Source organism: Streptomyces sp. NPDC053673, assembly GCF_055585225.1.
Window position 1 is genome coordinate 129,591 of the sequence record NZ_JBVJKN010000003.1, and the last position, 18,159, is coordinate 147,749.

Below are 18,159 nucleotides of genomic sequence, written 5' to 3' on the forward strand. Positions count from 1 at the left end.
GCCTCCTGTGCTTCTTCCTGTGGCTGCCGGGTTGGGGCCGGCCTAGCGGGCGGCGGGCGTCGTCGTGCGCCGTGCCGCTGCTTGAGTGATCCGGTCGAACATGACCCCCAGCAGGACGATGGCGAGGCCTGCCGCGAGGCCCTTGCCGTACAACTCGCCCTGGGAGAAACCGGCTACGACGTCGTAGCCCAGGGCGCCCGCACCGACCAGCCCGCCCACGACCACCATGGACAGGACATAGATCAGGCCCTGGTTGGTGGCGAGCGTCAGGGCGCTGCGTGACATGGGGAGCTGGACCTTGGTGATGATCTGCCAGGTGCTGGAGCCGGCTGCCGTGGCGGCCTCCACCGTGGTCTCCGGCACCGCTCGCACACCGTCCGCGATGATCTTGATCGTCACGGGGGCCGCGAAGACGACCGCGGCGATGATCGCCGTGAAGCGAGTGGCGCCGAACAGTGCCAGGAACGGCACCAGATACACGAACGACGGCATGGTCTGGCCTGCGTCCAGGGTCGGTCTGATCAGCCGGTCGGCCAGGGCACTGCGGCCCATCCAGACGCCGACCACAACACCGAGCAGCATGACGATCAGGGTCGCCACCGCCGTGGAGGCCAGCGTCGTCATGCTGTCCGACCACACTCCGGTCGCCACGAGCAGGGCCACGCAGCCGGCCGCCGTGGCACCCGCGCGCCACCCGCCGAGCACCGCGCCGACCGCGACGAGGACCACGCCGACCAGCCACCACGGGGACTCGGTGAGCAGCGTCTCGAAGGGGTTGAGCAGCGCGGTGGTGATCAGGTCCCTGGTTCCGTTGGTCAGTCCGCCGAAGGTGTCCTGCGACCACTGGGTGACGGAGTCCGCTGTGCGTGCGATCGCGCTGCCGACTCCGGCGTCACCGGGGAACTCGGCTGCCCACACATAGGTGTGTGAGAGCCACACGCACACCGCTGCCGCTGCACCGCCCGCCATCAGCAGCGGCCGGCGCCACTGCGTGAAGCGGCCGGTTCCTCGCTTCCTCGCGGCCTCCACGCGGTCACCCGCCGCGGTCGTCACCCGGTCCAGCACGATGGCCATGACCACGATGGCGAGCCCTGCGTTGAAGGCCACGCCGACGTCGAGGGTCTGGAGCGCCTTGACGACGGTTTGCCCCAGGCCGGGCGCGTCGATCAGGGCGGCGATGGTGACCATGGACAGCGCGGCCATGATGGTCTGGTTCACGCCCATCACGACGGTCCGCTTGGCCATGGGCAGCAGCACCTTGGCGAGCGTCTGCCGCCTGGTCGACCCCAGCGACTCGGCGGCCTCGACGGTGGCGGCAGGCACGGAACGGATGGCGTGCGCGGTGATACGAATGGCCGGAGGCGCCGCGTAGATGAGCGTGGCGATCGTGGCGGATGCCGGGCCGATGAGGAAGAACAGCGTCAGCGGGGCCAGATAGACGAAGGTCGGCATCGTCTGCATGAAGTCGAGGAACGGCGTGATGGCACGGTTCACCCGGTCGGAGAGCCCGGCCCAGACCCCGAGCGGGATCCCGATGAGCAGGGAGACCAGGACCGCCGACAGGGTCAGTGCCAGGGTGTCCATGCTTTCCTGCCACAGTCCCTGCAGCCCGAGGAAGGCGAACCCGGCCACGGCCAGGGCGGCGACGCGGATGTTCCCGAAGGCCCAGGAGACGTAGCCGGCGAGAGCGACGACGCCCAGCCAGCCGATGACCGGAACCGGGCGGTCGCCCGTCGGCTGCGAGATCAGCGACTGGATGAAGGTGACGAGGTTGTCGATGACCAGCCGGATCTCGTTGAAGAAGTAGAGGAAGACCGGATTGCTGTTGCGGTTCGCCCCGATCGTGTCGTTGACCGAGTTGAACCAGCGGTGCAGATCCGTCAGATCGGCCGCCGCCAGGGCCAGTGTCTGCCGCCCGCGCAGGGCGGAGAACAGCACCAGCCAGGCGATCAGTATCCCGGCCACCACGACGCGGCGGCGGACTCGGTGTGCGGCGGCGACCGGGGCGGCCGCGCCGGCGGCGACAGCCATCACGCACCGCCTTCCTGTCCGGCGACGACCGCGAGGATCTCCTCGTCGCCGACGATGCCCAGCAACCGCCCGTCCTCGACGACCTTGACCGGTTTGTCCGCGGCGAGCACCGCCCGCGTCGCCTCACGCACCACGACATCGGGGCCCAGCTCGGGGCCGTCGAGGGCGTCGCCGGGCTCGGGTTCGCGCATGATCCAGCGCAGGGTCAGGACTTCGGCGCGAGGCACGTCCCGGACGAACTCGCGAACGTAGTCGTCGGCGGGCGCCCCGACCAGTTCGTCACCCGTGCCGCACTGGACCGTCCTGCCGTCGCGCATGATGAGGATGCGGTCGCCGAGCTTGAGCGCTTCGGACAGATCGTGGGTGATGAAGACCATGGTCTTGCCGACCTCGTGGTGCAGGCGGATGACCTCGTTCTGCATGTCACGGCGGATCAGCGGGTCGAGCGCGGAGAACGGCTCGTCGAAGAAGAGCACGTCCGGATCACCGGCGAGCGCCCGAGCGAGACCGACACGCTGCTGCATGCCGCCGGAGAGCTGGTCGGGGTAGGAGTTCTCGTACCCGGCGAGGCCCACCAGTTCGACGACCTCCTGGGCCCGCCGGTTGCGCTCGGCCTTGCCCATGCCGCGGATCTCCAGGCCGTACGCGACGTTGTCGACGACCCTGCGGTGCGGCAGCAGACCGAAGTGCTGGAAGACCATGGAGAACTTGCGGCGCCGCAGCTCGCGCAGGCGTCCGGCGTCCGCGCCGCGGATGTCCTCGCCCTCGAAGTCGACCTCGCCCGCGGTGGGTTCGATCAGTCGGGTGAGACATCGCACCAGCGTGGACTTGCCGGAGCCGGACAGGCCCATGACGACGAAGACCTCGCCGGGCGACACCTCGAAGCTCACATCCCGTACGGCGGCGGTGCACCCCGTGCGGTCCATGAGCTCGCGACGCGTGAGCCCGCACAGCTCCTCGGACTCCGGCACCTGGTCGGCCTTCGGCCCGAACACCTTCCACAGCCCGCGCACGGAGATGACCGGGGGCCGGTTCTGGTCCTTGGACATACCGCGCGGCTGCGGCAGTTCGGTCTGTGCTGGGGTCACGGTCGACCTCTCTTCGGCATTCAGCCGCGGAACCAGTGCTGCGGCCGGGGTTGGATGTTCTGCCAGATGTGCTTGGCCTCGCGGTATTCGTCCAGACCGGTCGGGCCCAGTTCCCGGCCCACGCCCGAGTGCCCGAAGCCGCCCCATTCCGCCTGCGGCACATAGGGGTGGTAGTCGTTGATCCACACGGTGCCGTGGCGCAGCCGCCGCGCGACGCGCTGCGCCTTGCCCGCGTCCTGCGTCCATACGGCTCCGGCGAGTCCGTACTCGGTGTCGTTGGCGATGCGTACGGCGTCGTCCTCGCCGCTGAAGCGCTCGACGGTCAGCACGGGGCCGAAGGACTCCTCGTGCACCACGCGCATGTCCTGGTGGCAGTCGTCGAGCACGGTCGGCGGGTAGTAGTAGCCGTTGCGGAGGGCGGGGTCCTCGGGGCGGCTGCCGCCGCAGCGCAGTACGGCGCCCTCGGCAAGGCCCGCCGCGACGTACGCCTCGACCTTCTCCCGGTGCTGTGCGGAGACCAGCGGTCCCGTATCGGCCTCGGGGTCGAAGGGGCCGCCCAGGCGGATGCGACCGGCACGGCGCACGACCTCGTCGACGAAGGCGTCGTGGAGGGAGTCCTCGACGATCAGACGGGCCCCGGCCGAGCACACCTGCCCCGAGTGCAGGAAGACCGCGGTGAGAGCGAAGTCCACCGCGGTCTCGAAATCGGCGTCTGCGAAGACGACGTTGGGGTTCTTGCCGCCCAGTTCGAGAGCGACCTTCTTCACGGTCGCGGCGGCTGTGGCCATGATCCGCCGCCCGGTGTCCAGGCCACCGGTGAAGGAGATCATGTCGACGGCGGGAACTTCGGACAGCGGTGCGCCCACCTCGGGACCGGAGCCCAGTACGAGGTTGGCGGCCCCGGCCGGCAGACCGGCCTCCTCAAGGGCCCGCATCAGGAGGATCGAGGTGGAGGGGGTGAGTTCGCTCGGCTTCAGAACGATCGTGTTTCCGGCCAGCAGAGCAGGAGCGACCTTCCACGAGGCCTGGAGCAGCGGGTAGTTCCACGGGGTGATCAACCCGCACACGCCGACCGGCTCGTAGGTGACGCGGCTGACGGCGTCGTCGCGCCCGGTGTCGACCACCCGGCCCGCGCCGGTGCCCGCGATCCCGCCGTAATAGCGGAAACAGGAGACCACATCGGCGATGTCGTACTCGCTCTCCACCAGCCGCTTGCCGGTGTCCAGAGATTCGGCGCGCGCGAACTCCTTGGCGTCGCGCTCGATCAGATCGGCGGTACGCAGCAGCAGCGCGCCGCGCTCCCGCTCGGGGGTGCGCGGCCAGGGTCCTGCGTCGAACGCCCGGCGGGCGGCGTCGATCGCGGCCTCACTGTCCGCCCGGGTCCCTTCGGAGACGACCGCCGCAAGCGTGCCGTCCGCGGGACAGCGGATCTCCCGGTGGCCTCCGGCCACCGGATCGCACCACTCTCCGTCCAGATACAGGTCTGCCACGAGCGGAGCCCTTCGAGCGAAGTTCGTTGCGCATCATGCACCGCATTGCTTGTGGTGGAACACCTTGACCCGAACGCGTGACCTGCGTCAAGAGGGCGAGAGGGGTGGATTCCACCCCGGGGGGGCAGTTGCACCGCCTCCCTTGACCAAGGGCCACTCCGGCCCGACGATGTTGCGCATCACTCACCGTGTTGTGCAATACGCACCAACGGAGGCTGCTCATGTCCCCTCGACCGCAACCTGGCCGTGAATACATCCTCACGCTCTCGTGCCCGGACCAGGCGGGGCTGGTTCACGCCGTGAGCGGCTACCTGGTCAGGAACTCCGGCAACATCCTGGAGAGCCAGCAGTTCGACGACCGGCTTCAGGGACGCTTCTTCATGAGGGTCCACTTCGAGGTGTCCGACCCGGACGCCGACGTGAAGAATCTGCGTGACCGTTTCGGCCCGGTCGCCGAGGCCTACCGGATCTCGTGGACCCTGCGGGACGCCCGGACCCCGACCCGTACGCTCATCATGGTCTCGAAGTTCGGCCACTGCCTGAACGACCTGCTCTTCCGCCGGCGCACCGGCGCACTCAACATCGACATCCCGGCCATCGTTTCCAACCACGAGGAGTTCGAGGAGCTGGCCGGGACATACGGCATCCCCTTCCACCACATCCCGGTGACCAGGGACACCAAGGCAGTCGCCGAGGCGCGCCTTCTGGAGCTGGTGCGCGAGCTGGACGTCGACCTGGTGGTGCTCGCCCGCTACATGCAGATCCTCTCCGACGACCTGTGCAAGCAACTCGAGGGCCGCGCCATCAACATCCACCACTCGTTCCTCCCCAGTTTCAAGGGCGCACGCCCTTACCAGCAGGCGTACGAGCGCGGCGTGAAGCTCGTCGGCGCCACGGCGCACTATGTGACGCCGGACCTGGACGAGGGCCAGATCATCGAGCAGGACGTGGTCCGCGTGGATCATTCGCTCACCCCCGACGCGCTGGTCACGGTCGGGCGGGACGTGGAGGCACAGGTGCTGGCGCATGCGGTGAAGTGGCACAGCGAGAGCCGCGTCATGGTGCACGGGAACCGGACCATCGTCTTCCGCTGAGCCGTACGCGGCCGCCGACGGGCGTTGTTCCGTCCATCGGGCGTGTCGTCGATCCGCCGACGGGGCTCCGCGGAGTCCCACCGGCGGATCGGGGCGCAGGGTCCGGAGCCCGGTTGCGGGAACTACCAACCGTCGAGGCACTCCAGCATGCCGCGCCGCCAGCGCTCGGTCTCGGCGATCTGGTTGAACGTGAAGAGATGCAGGCCCGCCACCAGCGCCTCGGGCGCGGTCAGCACCGCCGCACTGCGCCGCAGCAACCGCTCCGGCGAGTAGCCGCCCGGCGCGGCGAAGCGCACGAACCAGGAGGCGTGCCGGGCCAGGAAGCGCGTCGACTCCCCCACACCGATCTTCGCCGCCATCGACAGCAGTTTCGTCCGCTCGACGGGCCCGGCCACCCCGACATGCATCGGCAGCGTGACACCGCGCCGCCGTACCCGCGTCACCCACTCCCCGAGCAGGCGCGGATCGAAGCACAGATTGCTGACGATGTACGTTGCATGGGCGTGTTTGTCCCACATCGCCTGAACGGCGATGTCGTCGTCGATGAGCGGATGACTCTCCGGGTAGCCGGTGATACCGACCCTGGCGAAGGGGCTGCCCAGTTCGCCGAGCCGCCGCAGCACGGGCAGCGCACCCTCGTACGGGCCGGCGGGCGGATCGGCGTCACCGGCCGGTACGAAGACGTCGTCCACCCCCGCCTCCCGCAGCCGGTGCACCACCTCCGCCACATGGGCTCCGTCCCGCAGCAGCCGGGCCGGCACATGCGGTACGACTCGGTAACCGTGCGCTGCCAGCCGGGTCGCGAGATCGAGCGTCGGCTCCAGGCCCTTGACCGGGGACGCGGTGACCGTGACCACCACGTCCGGCGGCACATGGGCGAGGACCTTGTCGTGCGTGGACTTCGCCGGCAGGACCTCGTAGCGGACGCTCTTCAGCAGTGTTCTCACCGCGGGTCGCGGAGCCGGTAGTACTGGGCCTTGGAGGGCGGCAGCGGCTCCTTGCCGAGAATGAGGTCGGCAGCCTTCTCCGCGATCATCATCACGGGTGCGTAGATGTTGCCGTTGGTCACGTACGGCATCACGGAGGCATCCACGACACGAAGCCCCTCCACGCCGTGCACCCGCATGCTCTCCGGGTCGACCACGGCCATCTCGTCGGTGCCCATCTTGCAGGTGCAGGAGGGATGCAGGGCGGTCTCGCCCTCCTTCGCCACCCAGGCGAGGATCTCCTCGTCGCTCTCCACGGACGGCCCGGGCGAGATCTCTCCGTCGTTGTACGGGGCGAGCGCGGGCTGGTTCAGGAGCTTGCGGGTCACCCGGAGCGCCTCGACCCACTCACGCCGGTCCTGTTCTGTGGACAGGTAGTTGAAGCGCAGGGCCGGGTGCTCGCGCGGGTCCTTGCTCTTGATCTTCACCGAGCCGACCGCGTCGGAGTACATGGGTCCGACGTGCACCTGGTAGCCGTGCCCGCCGGAAGGCGCGGAGCCGTCGTAGCGGACCGCGACGGGCAGGAAGTGGAACATCAGGTTGGGGTAGTCCACGTCCTCGTTGCTGCGGGCGAAGCCGCCGGCCTCGAAGTGATTCGTCGCGGCCGGGCCCTTGCGGAAGAGCCACTGCAGTCCGATGAAGGGATAGCGGTACCACTTCATGTACGGCTGCATGGAGACCGGTTGCTTGCAGGCGTACTGGACGTACACCTCCAGGTGGTCCTGCAGGTTCTCGCCGACGCCCGGCAGATGGTGGACGACGTCGATGCCGAGAGCGCGCAGCTCCTCGGCGTTCCCGACACCGGAGAGCTGCAGCAGCTGCGGGGAGTTGATCGCACCGCCGCAGAGGATGACCTCGCGGGCCCGCACCTGCTGGACCCGTCCCCTGCCGCGCTGGTACTCGACACCGACGGCACGCTTGCCCTCGAAGATCACGCGAGTGACCAGGGCACGGGTCCTGACGTCGAGATTCGGCCGCCTCCTCACGGGCTTGAGGTACGCCTTCGAAGCCGACAGACGGCGTCCACGGTGGACGTTGCGGTCAAAGGGCGCAAAGCCTTCCTGCCGGTAGCCGTTGACGTCGTCGGTGCGGGGGTACCCGGCCTCCTGGACGGCCTCGAGAAAGGCGGGGAAGAGCGGGCTGGAGGCGGGGCCGCGTTCGAGGACGAGGGGGCCGTCGTGGCCGCGGAACTCGTCGTCGGGTCCGGCCGCCAGACAGTTCTCCATCCGCTGGAAGTACGGCAGGCAGTGCGCGTAGTCCCAGGTCTCCATCCCCTGGTCGGCCGCCCAGCGCTCGTAGTCCATGGGGTTGCCGCGCTGGAAGATCATGCCGTTGATGCTGCTGGAACCGCCGAGCACCTTGCCGCGGGCGTGGTAGACGCGCCGGCCACCCATGTGGGGCTCGGGCTCGGACTCGTACTTCCAGTCGTAGAAGCGGCTGCCGATGGGGAAGGTCAGCGCCGCGGGCATGTGGATGAACACGTCCCACGGATAGTCGGGCCGGCCGGCCTCCAGCACCAGCACGCGGTTGCCCGGATCGGCGGAGAGCCGGTTCGCCAGTGCGCTGCCGGCCGATCCGCCGCCGACGATGACGAAGTCGTACTGCTGGGGAGCCATGGCTGCCTCGTCTCGATCGCGCGGTTCGATACGCGTGGCATGCTAATACGGGTATCGCTATACGCACCAGGTTGCGAGCCGCGCAACTTCTGAGGTCGTGCGCCTCAGGCAATCGTTGTTTACTGCGCGTATAGTTTCGCTGTGAGCAACTACAGCACAGATAACGAAACGACAGGAACGCAGCCCGGCGGGGTCCAGTCCGTCGACCGCGCCATCAGCGTGCTGGAGATCCTTGCCCAGCAGGGTGAAGCGGGCGTCAGCGACGTGGCGGCCGAGATCGAGGTCCACAAATCCACCGCGTTCCGCCTGCTCGGCGCGCTGGAGGCGCGCGGCCTGGTGGAGCAGGCGGGCGAACGCGGGAAGTACCGCCTCGGCTTCGGCATCGTCCGCCTGGCCGGCGCGGTCACCGGCCGCATCGACATCACGCAGCAGGGCCGACCGGTCTGCGAGCGCCTCGCGGAGGAGATCGGCGAGACGGTCAACATCGCCGTCATGCAGGAGCACTTCGCGATCAATCTCTTCCAGGTTCGCGGCCCGGCGGCGGTCGCGGCGCACAACTGGGTCGGCCAGCTGACCCCGCTGCACGCCACCTCCAGCGGCAAGATCCTGCTGGCCCACATGCCCGCAAAGGAACGTGCCGATCTCCTGGCGCAGGCAGGCATGAAGAAGGTGACCCCGAACACGCTGACCGCGAAGACGAAGCTCGAGAAGAACCTCGCCGAGGCCAGAGAACGCGGGTACGCCTGGACCCTGGAGGAGCTGGAGATCGGGCTGCACGCCTTGGCCGCGCCCGTCCGTAACCGGGACGGCGAGGTCATCGCGGCGCTCAGTGCCTCCGGACCTTCGTACCGGCTGACCGAGGAGCGCATGCGCGAGGTCGCCCCGTTGCTGCTGGGCGGGGCGGAGGAGATCAGCCACCGGATGGGGTACCTGGGCTGACCACCCGGACGCGCCCCATGCGCAGGGCGTGGGTCGCCGCGGGGTCCCCGGCGGCGGCCCAGGTCTTGCTCCCTGCCGTGCTCGGCAGCATCGTCCCCGCGCGTCTGTCTGCCGCACCCGCGGCGTCGTCTCCGGTCCTCGCGCGGTGCCGTGCGCGCCGTGGCCGCTGCTCCCGCTCCGGGGTCTACTCGGACTGCCGGGTGCCGAGGCGCTCGTGTATCCAGTCGTGGAACGCGCCGATGTGGTGCTCGCTGGGTACGAGCACACCGCCCTTGGCGTACAGGCGAGAACTCATCGCGGGCTGACAGCGCTCACAGGCGTCGAAGTCCTGCCGGTTGACCCGGTCGAAGAGCTCCACGGACCGGCTGACGTCCCTGCCACTGTCCACCACGCCCTTGAGGTAGAGCCAGTCGCACTCGACGATCGTGCGGTCGGCGGCGACCGGGTACATCCGGTGGAAGATCACGTGGTCGGGGACGAGATTGATGAACACCTGCGGCCTGACGGTGATCGCGTAGTAGCGGCGGTCCTGGTCCTCGGAGATTCCGGGGATGCGGTCCAGACCTTCGGAGCCGTCCACGGTGAAGCCCTTGATCTCCGCGCCGAATTCGGCGCCGTGGCCGACGTAGTACTGCGCGGCGTAGCCGTCGGCGAACTCGGGCAGTACCTCGGTGAGTTCCGGGTGGATCGTGGCGCAGTGGTAGCACTCCATGAAGTTCTCGATGATGAGCTTCCAGTTCGCCTTGACGTCGTAGACGATCCGCCTGCCGACCTCGAGGTTCCCCATGTCGTAGTGGTCGATCGACTCCACGTCGCCGAGGCGTGCGACGACTTCGCCGACGACCTGTTCCTCGAAGGAGGGCGGCGTCTGGGCCAGGCAGACCCAGACATAGCCGAGCCACTCACGCGTGGCCACACTCGCCAGGCCGTACTCGACACGGCCGACGTCGGGCATCTTCGTGAGGTTGGGCGCAGCGACGAGCTTGCCCGTCAGGTCGTACGTCCATGCGTGGTAGGGGCACTGGAAGGCACGCTTGGCCTCACCGGTCGCCTCCGTGCAGAGCTTGGCGCCACGGTGCCGGCAGACATTGAAGAAGGCACGGACGGAGTTGTCCCTGGCCCGCGTGACAAGGATGCTCTCGCGGCCCACGTCGACGGTCCGGTAGGCGCCGGGCCCGGCCAGGTCGGAGGAGCGCGCGGCACAGAACCACATCGTCTCGAAGATGTGCTCCTGCTCCTGGGCGAAGATCCCGGGATCGGTGTAGTAGGAGCCGGGGAGGGTGGCGATCAGGCTGTCCGGCAGGCTGGTCGAGGTCACAGTGCACTCCTCGCGGGAAATGTCGTCGTTCGGTCGTCACGCCGGGGACGGATAGGCCCGAACGGCGTTGTGCAATACGCAACGAATGGCGTTCAACAGTGCTGATCGCCACACCGGTGGCGTCAAGGCCTGGTGACAGCGAGCTGCTTGCGCCAGCGGGTGAACAGGCGGGGCTGATTCATGCCGAGGACCGCGACCGGATGCCCCGACCGCCGGTAGACCGCGAGGAAACTGCGGTCGTCGGGGAGCCCCTCCTCGACCGTCACGCTGTCGGCGCCGGCGGAATGCCCGGCGAACTGGATCCGTACCCCGTACTGGTCCGACCAGAAGTACGGCGGCTTGGGCACCCCCGGCGTTGCCGTACCGCCGGACAGCAGTGCGGCCACGGCCGCGTCGGGCCGTTCCCGTGCGCCTGTCCAGTGCTCGACGCGACGGTGGATCCCGGCGACGGGGTCGTACCAGGAGGCGCAGTCCCCGACCGCGACCACAGCAGCCACGTTGGTGCGGCCGTCCGCACCGCACTTGACGCCGTCGTCCAGCACCAGGCCGCTGCCGTCCAGCCACTCGACGCACGGGCGGGCGCCGACGCCGACGACGACGGTGTCGGCCGGGAGTCGCCGACCGTCCTCGAGCAGGACGGCACTCACCCTCCGGCCACCTTCGGCCGGGGCGAGCCCGAGGACACCCACGCCGCACAGCAGGCGTACGCCGTGGTCCGCATGGAGTGTGGAGACAACGCCTCCCATGACCTCGCCGAGCGGTCCGGCCAGCGGTGTCGGCGCCGCCTCGACGACCGTCACATCGAGCCCCAGGCCGTACGCGGTCGAGGCGACCTCGGCGCCTATGAACCCGCCGCCGATCACCACCAGAGACCCGCCCCGGGCCAGGTCGACCCGCAGGGCGCGGGCGTCGTCCAGGGTGCGCAGCGTATGCACGCCGGCGAGGCCGTCGCCGCCCGGCAGCATGCGCGCGGTCGCACCCGTGGCAATGACGACCCCGTCGGCCCGGACGGACCGGCCGTCGGCAAGCCGCACCGCGCGATCAGTGCGGTCGAATCCTGCGGCCCGGACGCCGAGCAGCCACTCCGCCTGCAGGTCCTCTCCCTCCGCCTCCAGCGCGAGATCCGCTTCACCGATCTCGCCGGCGAGGAACTCCTTGGACAACGGCGGTCTGTCGTAGGGGCGGTGCGGCTCGTCGCCGATCACGACCAGCCGTCCGTCGTAGCCCTGTTTCCGCAGTGAGCGTGCGGCCGAAAGTCCGGCGAGCGAGGCACCCACCACGGCCACGGTTCTCACACGGCACCTCCGGCGAGCCGCGCCGCAATGCAGGGCGGCAGGTTCGGGGCCTCCGTGGACGGCAGGACATAGATCATGCCGTCCTCGACAAGGACCTGGTGGGTGCGGACGGGGAGCTTGGCCGGCGGCGAATCGACGGCCCCGGTCCGGAGGTCGAACTTCGAGGCGTGCAACGGGCATTCGACCTCGCACCCCTCCAGCCAGCCGTCAGCGAGCGACGCATCCTGGTGGGTGCACGTGTCGTCGATGGCGAAGATCTCGCCCTCATCGGTGTGGAACACCGACACGGGCGGATCGATGTCGAGCCGGCAGGCCTCGCCTCGTGGCAGATCCGCGAGACGGCACGCGGGAATCATCATGACACCTCGGTGCATATAGCGAAACGGATTGCGGTAAGCGCAACGCCAGTTTGAGGTCCCCCCAAACCCTTGTCAAGGCGTCCCCCAGACACTCCGACCCCTTGCTTCATGTTGCTTGTTACGCAACGCTGCGCACAGAGCACAACAACCAGCCGGGAGAAACGACGGGGCGAACAGCGTCTTCGACCTGTTCAAAGTCGGTGTCGGGCCGTCGAGCTCACACACCGTGGGGCCCATGAAAGCGGCCCGCCTCTTCGTCACCGCGCTGGACGATGACGGCATGCTGCCCAACGCCGGCCCGGTGCGGCGGTTCCAGGCTCTGGGACACGACGGTGGCAAGCTGAGGACACGTACGCGCGCCGGGCTGCCGCGGATCCGGACGGTGGACCGGGTCGATCTCTGCACCCTGGTCGTGAACGAGGGGAACGCCTCGATCTCCGGGGCGGAGGTGGGCTGTCAGGGCGAGGACGGGCCGGCATGCTCCATGGCGGCCGCCGGTCTTGCCGAAGCGCTCGGCGGCATGCCGGACCAGGTCGGGAAGGTCGTCAAGACCATGCGCGAGACCGGATCCGGCATGAAGGTGAAGTACAAGGAGACCTCGCGCGGAGGGCTCGCGGTCAACGTCATCGAGTGCTGACCCGAGCCCGCCGCGAGGCGATCGGAACCCGCGTCAGAACCCGCGGTCGATCCACTCCTGCAGATGCGGGGCCTCCGCGCCGATAGTGGTCGTGTCCCCGTGGCCGGTGTGCACGACGGTATCGCCGGGCATCGTCAGCAGCCGGTCGCGGATCGACTCGATGATGGTGCCGAAGTGACTGTACGACCGACCCGTCGCCCCCGGCCCGCCCGCGAAGAGCGTGTCACCGCTGAACAGCGCGTTCAGAGCCGGTGCGTACAGGCAGATCGCGCCGGGCGCATGGCCGGGTGTGTGCAGCACGGTGAGATCGGCACCGGCCACGGTCAGGACCTGCCCGTCCGCCAGTTCGGCGTCGGGCAGCCGCTCGGAGTGGGTCTGCTTCCACAGCGGCAGGTCGTCCGGGTGCAGCAGGATCGGAGCGCCGGTTCGGTCGGCGAGCGCCGGGGCGGCGTCGATGTGGTCGTTGTGGGCGTGTGTGCAGACGATCGCGCGCAGAGTACGGCCGTCGAGCGCATCCACGATGGCGTCCGCGTCGTGCGCTGCGTCGATGACGACCGCCTCCCTGTCGTCGCCGACGATCCACACGTTGTTGTCGACGTCCCAGGTGCCGCCGTCCAGCGAGAAGGTGCCGGAGGTGACCAGTCGCGTGATGCGGGCGGACCTCACAGGACCACCACCGAGCGCAGGACGTCACCGCGATGCATCCGCTCGAAGGCCTTCTCGACGTCGTCGAGTGCGATGGTCTCGGTCACGAACGCCTCCAGATCCAGTCGCCCCTGCAGGTGGAGGTCGATCAGCATCGGGAAATCGCGGCTGGGAAGGCAGTCGCCGTACCAGGAGGACTTGAGCACTCCGCCGCGTCCGAAGACATCCAGAAGCGGCAGTTCGAGCTTCATATCGGGGGTGGGGACGCCGACGAGGACGACGGTCCCGGCCAGGTCACGAGCGTAGAAGGCTTGTCGGTACGTCTCCGGACGGCCGACGGCCTCGATGACCACGTCCGCGCCGAAGCCGCCGGTCAGTTCGCGGACCGCCTCCACCGGATCGGTCTCCTTGGAGTTGACGGTGTGGGTGGCGCCGAGCTTTTTCGCGGTGGCCAGCTTCCGCGCGTCGATGTCCACCGCGATGATCTTCGCCGCGCCGACGAGCCGCGACCCGGCGATCGCCGCGTCGCCGACGCCACCGCAGCCGATGACGGCGACAGAATCGCCACGGCCGACCTGGCCGGTGTTGATCGCGGCGCCGATGCCCGCCATCACACCACAGCCCAGGAGTCCCGCGACCGCGGCCGACGCCCTGTCGTCGACCTTCGTGCACTGCCCGGCCGCCACGAGCGTCTTCTCGGCGAAGGCGCCGATTCCCAGGGCCGGGGACAGCTCGCTGCCATCGGCAAGGGTCATCTTCTGCTTGGCGTTGTGGGTGTTGAAGCAGTACCAGGGCCGCCCCCGCAGACAGGCCCGGCACTGACCGCAGACCGCACGCCAGTTCAGGATGACGAAGTCGCCTGGCTCGAGGTCGGTGACCCCCTCGCCGACCGCCTCGACCCGGCCCGCCGCCTCGTGGCCCAGCAGGAAGGGGAACTCGTCGTTGATGCCGCCCTCGCGATAGTGCAGATCGGTGTGGCAGACCCCGCAGGCCTCGACCTTCACCAGGGCTTCACCCTGGCCGGGGTCAGGCACGGTGATCGTTTCCAGGCTGACAGGGGCGCCCTTGCCCCGCGCGACAACAGCACGGACCTGGTGAGCCATGGCCACTCCTCGACTGGTCTGAATCCATGGAGCATGAGTTGCTCATTACGGCACGCATTCCATTGACCGCAACAACAGCATCACGGACACCGGACTCGCGGTCAAGGATGCTACGCGTCAGGCGCAGCCGGATTGCATCGCCCGTCCGGGTGGCCGGGCCACGCGCGCGGACCATCCGAAGTCCAGTCTCGTGCGTGGTGGGCGTGAAGACGCCGGGCGGGCGTAGGGCCCGGTCACGGCGAAGCCGAAGCCGCCGCAGGCGATGTCGTGCTGCTCGGCGACGCCCACCATGAGAAGACCACCTGCGGCAACGCGCGCGGTGCTCGGCCAGGTCGGATCGGCGCCGCGAGCACATCGGGCACAAGCAGCGGTTGAGGGCCGCACCCGGTGCTCGGGTGCGGCCCTCGGGGCATGTGCTTACGAGGTCCAGCCGCCGTACGGCACGGTGATGAGTTCCATCGCGTGGCCCACCGGGTCCATGAAGTACACGCCGCGGCCGCCGTCGTTGTGGTTGATCGTGCCGGGCTGTTGCTGGCGCGGGTCGGCGTAGTGCTCGATGCCGCGCTGTGTGATCTGCGCGTACGCCGCGTCGAACTCCTCTTCAGAGATCAAGAAAGCGTAGTGCTGGGGAGTGATCTTGTCCGCGGGGATCGTGGCGAAGTCCAGCGTGACGCCGTTGCTCAGGTCGACCGCGATGAACGGGCCCCACTCGGCGGTGATCTCAAGGCCCAGCAGGTCCGCGAAGAACTCTGCTGACTCCCGGTTGTCCCGGGCGTGGACGATCGTGTGGTTCAACTCAACTGACAAGGAATGCCTCCGAGGGCATCTCCTGACACCTCCATGCCTCACCCAGCCGGTGACCGACACGCGATGTCTCCGTAGATCCTAGTCGCTGTTGTCCACGAAGTGAGTCGGCGGTGTTGATGAGGGCTGCGGCCATACCGACGGAGTCGAGGAAGTGTCCGGCCCGCGCTCATGGCCCAGTTGATGCCGTTGATCGAGGCGCAGACCGCCGAACGCGCCCCGGTGCCGGTGCCGGTGCGCGCGGTCGCCGCAGGAACGCGTGACTCCTTCGAGCGGCCGCGCACCGTCCTCCACGGTGTTACCGGCGGTTGCCCGTGCGGCCCGCCCGATTCGGCGGGGCTTGCGTGTCTCAAATCCCGGGAGGCGATGGCGGATTTGACGGTGAGATATGCCACAAGAGCGATAGTCAAACCGTATACGAACTCCGGTCGCTTGCCGGGGTGTCATCCTCACCGGAAGCAGTGCAACCGAATTGTTTCGGCCTGCGGCGCCGTGGGCGGATGCGTCGCCCCAAGCGAATTCCCGGCCCGGCGAGCCGAGGAGGGGTGCCTTTCAGGTCACCGCACAGGCCGCCGTCACGGCCGGTCAGAGCGGGACCGAGAGCAACAGAACCGAACCATTTCGCTCGTCAGAGCATGGCGCAAACAAGACATACTACGCAAAATTCTCGATTCGCTCCGCCCCGACCTCGCTGTATGTTTCGTGGCGCAACAAACCGAACGCTGTGTCAGCGAGAGGGAGAACCACCATGAACGGCGCCATGCGTCAGCAGAGTTGGAAGATCCAGACGGAATTACCCGTCGAGTACGAGATAGTCGAATCCCATGGTCTGCTGAATCCGGAGAACCCCGACCTCCTCACCATTCCCGGTGGAGGCCGCGGTGCGGGCACGCGACTCGTCGTCCTCGACCATTCCGTCGACGAGTTGTACGGCACTGAAATTCGTTCCTACTTCTCGGAGAATGAAGTAAGAGTCGACTATTTGACGCTTCCCGGCTCGGAGGAGAACAAGTCCATCGAGCGCGTCCTGGAAGTGGTCAACAAGCTCAATGAGGTCGGCACCAACCGCCTCAGCTCCCCGCCGATCGTCATCGGCGGCGGCGTCGTGGCCGATGTCGTGGGGCTCGCCGCGAGCCTCTACCGGCGCGGCATCCCGTTCGTCCGGGTGCCCACCACCCTCCTCGGCCAGGTCGACGTCAGTGTGGCCGCCAAGTCGGGCATCAACTACGGCGGGTACCGCAACCGTCTCGGTGCCTACACCCCTCCTCCGAGGACACTGATCGACCGCTCCTTCCTCGCCACTGTCCCCGACCGGCAGCTGCGCAACGGCATGGGCGAGATCTTCAAGATGGCCCTCATCAAGGACCTGCGCCTGTTCGAGCTCCTGGAGGAGTACGGCGCGGAGCTCATCGAGACGCGCTTCCAGGACCCGGAGCCCGGCGGCGAGGCCCTGGCGGGAACCGTGGCCGACGAGGTCATCGGCCGGGCCATCGCGGGAATGGCCGAGGAACTCCAGCCCAATCTGTGGGAGAAGGACCTCAAGCGGTCCGTCGACTACGGACACTCGTTCTCGCCCCTGGTGGAGATGCGGGCCCTCCCCGAGTTGCTGCACGGCGAAGCCGTGGCCATGGACTGCGTCTTCTCCGCGCTCATCGCCGCCGGCCGGGGCCTGATCGACGGCGACCAGTTCGAGCGCATCGTCGCCGTGGCGCGGCGCATGGGGCTCGATCCCTCGCACCCGCTCTTCTGCGACGTGGAACTCGTCCTGGAGGGCCTCGCGGACACCGTGCTGCACCGCGACGGCATGCAGAACCTGCCGATCCTCACCGCGATCGGCGAGGTGTGCTTCCTCAACGACGTGACCGACAACGAGATCGAGCAGGCCTGCGAGGGCATGGGTCGCCTGCTGGGCACGGACGCCGGCCGGCCGGAGCAGTGCGTCGGGGCCGACCGATGAGCGACCGCAGCGACGGCCGTGACCTGCGGGAAAAGGCGGTCGTGGTCGTCACCGGCGGCAGCGCGGGCATCGGCAGGGCGTCCGCCGTCGCGTTCGCCGAGGCCGGATTGCGCGTCGTCGTCGCAGCACGGAGCGAGGAGCGCGGCGCCGAGGTCGAGCGCGAGATCCGGACGCGGGGAGGCGAGGCGCACTTCGTCCGTTGCGACGTCACCAGCGCCCAACAGGTCCACGACCTGTTCGCACGGGCCGTGGAGCTGTACGGCGGGGTCGACTACGCCTTCAACAACGCGGGTGTGCCCGGCGACGGACGCCTCGCCGACCTGGCGCCCGAGGACTTCGACGACGCCTTCGCCGTCAACGCCCGGGGGCTGTGGCTGTGCATGCGGGAGGAACTGCGGCTCATGTCCGCCCAGGGCAGCGGCAGCATCGTCAACAACACATCGGTGCACGGCCTCCGCACCGTCTTCCCCGGCATCGGCGCCTACGTCGCCTCCAAGCACGCCGCGGTGGCTCTGACCCGCGTGGCGGCGATCGAGCACGCCCACGAGGGCGTCCGTGTCAACGCCGTCGCCCCGGGCCCCATCGAGTCCGACATGCTGGCCGCCTCCGAGGCGGCCGTCGGCGGGGCGACGACCTGGCGCGGCCTGATCCCGTCCGGGGAGATCGGCACCCCACGCCAGGTGTCCGACGTGGCGCTGTGGCTGTTCTCCTCCGCCTCCTCGTACGTCAACGGGCAAGTCATCGGCGTCGACGGCGGATTCCTCGCGACCTGACGTCCGCACGCCCCGCCCTTTACC

General features: G+C 68.7%; 15 protein-coding genes and 2 pseudogenes. 6 read left to right on the forward strand and 11 right to left on the reverse strand.

The genetic code is table 11. The features are described from left to right. Positions 1-42: 42 nt before the first annotated feature. From ACZ6ZQ_RS06460 to ACZ6ZQ_RS06470, 3 genes are read right to left on the reverse strand one after another with little or no spacing between them, the layout of a single operon-like run. Positions 43-2,031, reverse strand: a complete 1,989-nt coding sequence (locus tag ACZ6ZQ_RS06460) for an ABC transporter permease subunit (RefSeq protein WP_469767429.1) — start codon at positions 2,029-2,031, stop codon at positions 43-45. Continuing rightward, positions 2,031-3,119: a quaternary amine ABC transporter ATP-binding protein gene (locus tag ACZ6ZQ_RS06465; protein WP_469767430.1), complete on the reverse strand. Its 1,089-nt coding sequence runs from the start codon at positions 3,117-3,119 to the stop codon at positions 2,031-2,033. The genes ACZ6ZQ_RS06460 and ACZ6ZQ_RS06465 overlap by 1 nt, the downstream gene beginning before the upstream one ends. Before the next feature lie 20 nt (positions 3,120-3,139). Then, positions 3,140-4,609, reverse strand: coding sequence for an aldehyde dehydrogenase family protein (locus ACZ6ZQ_RS06470; RefSeq protein WP_469767431.1), 1,470 nt, complete (start codon positions 4,607-4,609; stop codon positions 3,140-3,142). Positions 4,610-4,830: 221 nt separating this feature from the next. On the opposite strand from ACZ6ZQ_RS06470, the gene purU reads away from it, so the two are divergent. After that, entirely contained in the window at positions 4,831-5,703 is an 873-nt protein-coding gene (purU, locus tag ACZ6ZQ_RS06475) for a formyltetrahydrofolate deformylase (RefSeq protein ID WP_469767432.1), read from the forward strand. A gap of 122 nt (positions 5,704-5,825) precedes the next feature. On the opposite strand, the gene ACZ6ZQ_RS06480 is transcribed toward purU, so the two are convergent. Continuing rightward, positions 5,826-6,650, reverse strand: a complete 825-nt coding sequence (locus tag ACZ6ZQ_RS06480; protein ID WP_469767433.1) for a methylenetetrahydrofolate reductase — start codon at positions 6,648-6,650, stop codon at positions 5,826-5,828. Further along, positions 6,647-8,305 (reverse strand): choline dehydrogenase, encoded by a 1,659-nt coding sequence (betA, locus tag ACZ6ZQ_RS06485; protein ID WP_469767434.1) that lies wholly within the window; start codon positions 8,303-8,305, stop codon positions 6,647-6,649. The genes ACZ6ZQ_RS06480 and betA overlap by 4 nt, the downstream gene beginning before the upstream one ends. Positions 8,306-8,446: 141 nt before the next feature. Between betA and ACZ6ZQ_RS06490 the strand changes: the two genes are divergently transcribed. After that, positions 8,447-9,244, forward strand: a complete 798-nt coding sequence (locus tag ACZ6ZQ_RS06490; protein WP_453661141.1) for an IclR family transcriptional regulator — start codon at positions 8,447-8,449, stop codon at positions 9,242-9,244. A 184-nt stretch (positions 9,245-9,428) separates the two neighbouring features. Here the strand turns inward: ACZ6ZQ_RS06490 and ACZ6ZQ_RS06495 are convergent, their stop codons facing one another. From ACZ6ZQ_RS06495 to ACZ6ZQ_RS06505, 3 genes are all read right to left on the reverse strand, one after another. Next, positions 9,429-10,562, reverse strand: coding sequence for an aromatic ring-hydroxylating oxygenase subunit alpha (locus ACZ6ZQ_RS06495; RefSeq protein ID WP_469767435.1), 1,134 nt, complete (start codon positions 10,560-10,562; stop codon positions 9,429-9,431). A 122-nt stretch (positions 10,563-10,684) separates the two neighbouring features. Next, positions 10,685-11,857 (reverse strand): NAD(P)/FAD-dependent oxidoreductase, encoded by a 1,173-nt coding sequence (locus ACZ6ZQ_RS06500; RefSeq protein ID WP_469767436.1) that lies wholly within the window; start codon positions 11,855-11,857, stop codon positions 10,685-10,687. Further along, positions 11,854-12,216, reverse strand: a complete 363-nt coding sequence (locus tag ACZ6ZQ_RS06505) for a bifunctional 3-phenylpropionate/cinnamic acid dioxygenase ferredoxin subunit (RefSeq protein WP_469767437.1) — start codon at positions 12,214-12,216, stop codon at positions 11,854-11,856. Before ACZ6ZQ_RS06505 ends, ACZ6ZQ_RS06500 begins: the two co-directional genes overlap by 4 nt. A gap of 115 nt (positions 12,217-12,331) precedes the next feature. Between ACZ6ZQ_RS06505 and ACZ6ZQ_RS06510 the strand changes: the two are divergent. Continuing rightward, positions 12,332-12,499, forward strand: a pseudogene (locus ACZ6ZQ_RS06510) (serine dehydratase beta chain); the annotation flags it as partial. 141 nt (positions 12,500-12,640) lie between these two features. Beyond that, positions 12,641-12,853: pseudogene (locus ACZ6ZQ_RS06515) on the forward strand (L-serine ammonia-lyase, iron-sulfur-dependent, subunit alpha); the annotation flags it as partial. 33 nt (positions 12,854-12,886) lie between these two features. Here the strand turns inward: ACZ6ZQ_RS06515 and ACZ6ZQ_RS06520 are convergent. The 3 genes from ACZ6ZQ_RS06520 to ACZ6ZQ_RS06530 all read right to left on the reverse strand — a co-directional run bounded on the left by ACZ6ZQ_RS06520 (position 12,887) and on the right by ACZ6ZQ_RS06530 (position 15,408). Further along, on the reverse strand, positions 12,887-13,519 hold the full coding sequence (locus tag ACZ6ZQ_RS06520) for an MBL fold metallo-hydrolase (protein WP_469767438.1): 633 nt from the start codon (positions 13,517-13,519) through the stop codon (positions 12,887-12,889). Beyond that, positions 13,516-14,601, reverse strand: a complete 1,086-nt coding sequence (locus ACZ6ZQ_RS06525; RefSeq protein ID WP_469767439.1) for an S-(hydroxymethyl)mycothiol dehydrogenase — start codon at positions 14,599-14,601, stop codon at positions 13,516-13,518. Before ACZ6ZQ_RS06525 ends, ACZ6ZQ_RS06520 begins: the two co-directional genes overlap by 4 nt. Positions 14,602-15,018: 417 nt before the next feature. Beyond that, entirely contained in the window at positions 15,019-15,408 is a 390-nt protein-coding gene (locus ACZ6ZQ_RS06530; protein WP_469767440.1) for a VOC family protein, read from the reverse strand. A 745-nt stretch (positions 15,409-16,153) separates the two neighbouring features. Between ACZ6ZQ_RS06530 and ACZ6ZQ_RS06535 the strand changes: the two genes are divergently transcribed. Both ACZ6ZQ_RS06535 and ACZ6ZQ_RS06540 read left to right on the forward strand, forming a co-directional pair. Beyond that, positions 16,154-17,362 carry a sedoheptulose 7-phosphate cyclase gene (locus ACZ6ZQ_RS06535; protein WP_469767441.1) on the forward strand — a complete coding sequence of 403 codons (1,209 nt, stop codon included), beginning with the start codon at positions 16,154-16,156 and terminating at the stop codon, positions 17,360-17,362. Further along, complete coding sequence (locus ACZ6ZQ_RS06540) at positions 17,359-18,135, forward strand: SDR family NAD(P)-dependent oxidoreductase (RefSeq protein WP_469767442.1); 777 nt, start codon at positions 17,359-17,361, stop codon at positions 18,133-18,135. The genes ACZ6ZQ_RS06535 and ACZ6ZQ_RS06540 overlap by 4 nt, the downstream gene beginning before the upstream one ends. Positions 18,136-18,159 lie beyond the last annotated feature (24 nt).

Bases quoted from the DNA above. Each gene is read 5' to 3' on its own strand.
- ACZ6ZQ_RS06460 (WP_469767429.1), bottom strand. From the start codon at position 2,031: ATGGCTGTCGCCGCCGGCGCGGCCGCCCCGGTCGCCGCCGCACACCGA.
- purU (WP_469767432.1), top strand. From the start codon at position 4,831: ATGTCCCCTCGACCGCAACCTGGCCGTGAATACATCCTCACGCTCTCG.
- betA (WP_469767434.1), bottom strand. From the start codon at position 8,305: ATGGCTCCCCAGCAGTACGACTTCGTCATCGTCGGCGGCGGATCGGCC.
- ACZ6ZQ_RS06505 (WP_469767437.1), bottom strand. From the start codon at position 12,216: ATGATGATTCCCGCGTGCCGTCTCGCGGATCTGCCACGAGGCGAGGCC.
- ACZ6ZQ_RS06525 (WP_469767439.1), bottom strand. From the start codon at position 14,601: ATGGCTCACCAGGTCCGTGCTGTTGTCGCGCGGGGCAAGGGCGCCCCT.
- ACZ6ZQ_RS06535 (WP_469767441.1), top strand. From the start codon at position 16,154: ATGAACGGCGCCATGCGTCAGCAGAGTTGGAAGATCCAGACGGAATTA.
- ACZ6ZQ_RS06540 (WP_469767442.1), top strand. From the start codon at position 17,359: ATGAGCGACCGCAGCGACGGCCGTGACCTGCGGGAAAAGGCGGTCGTG.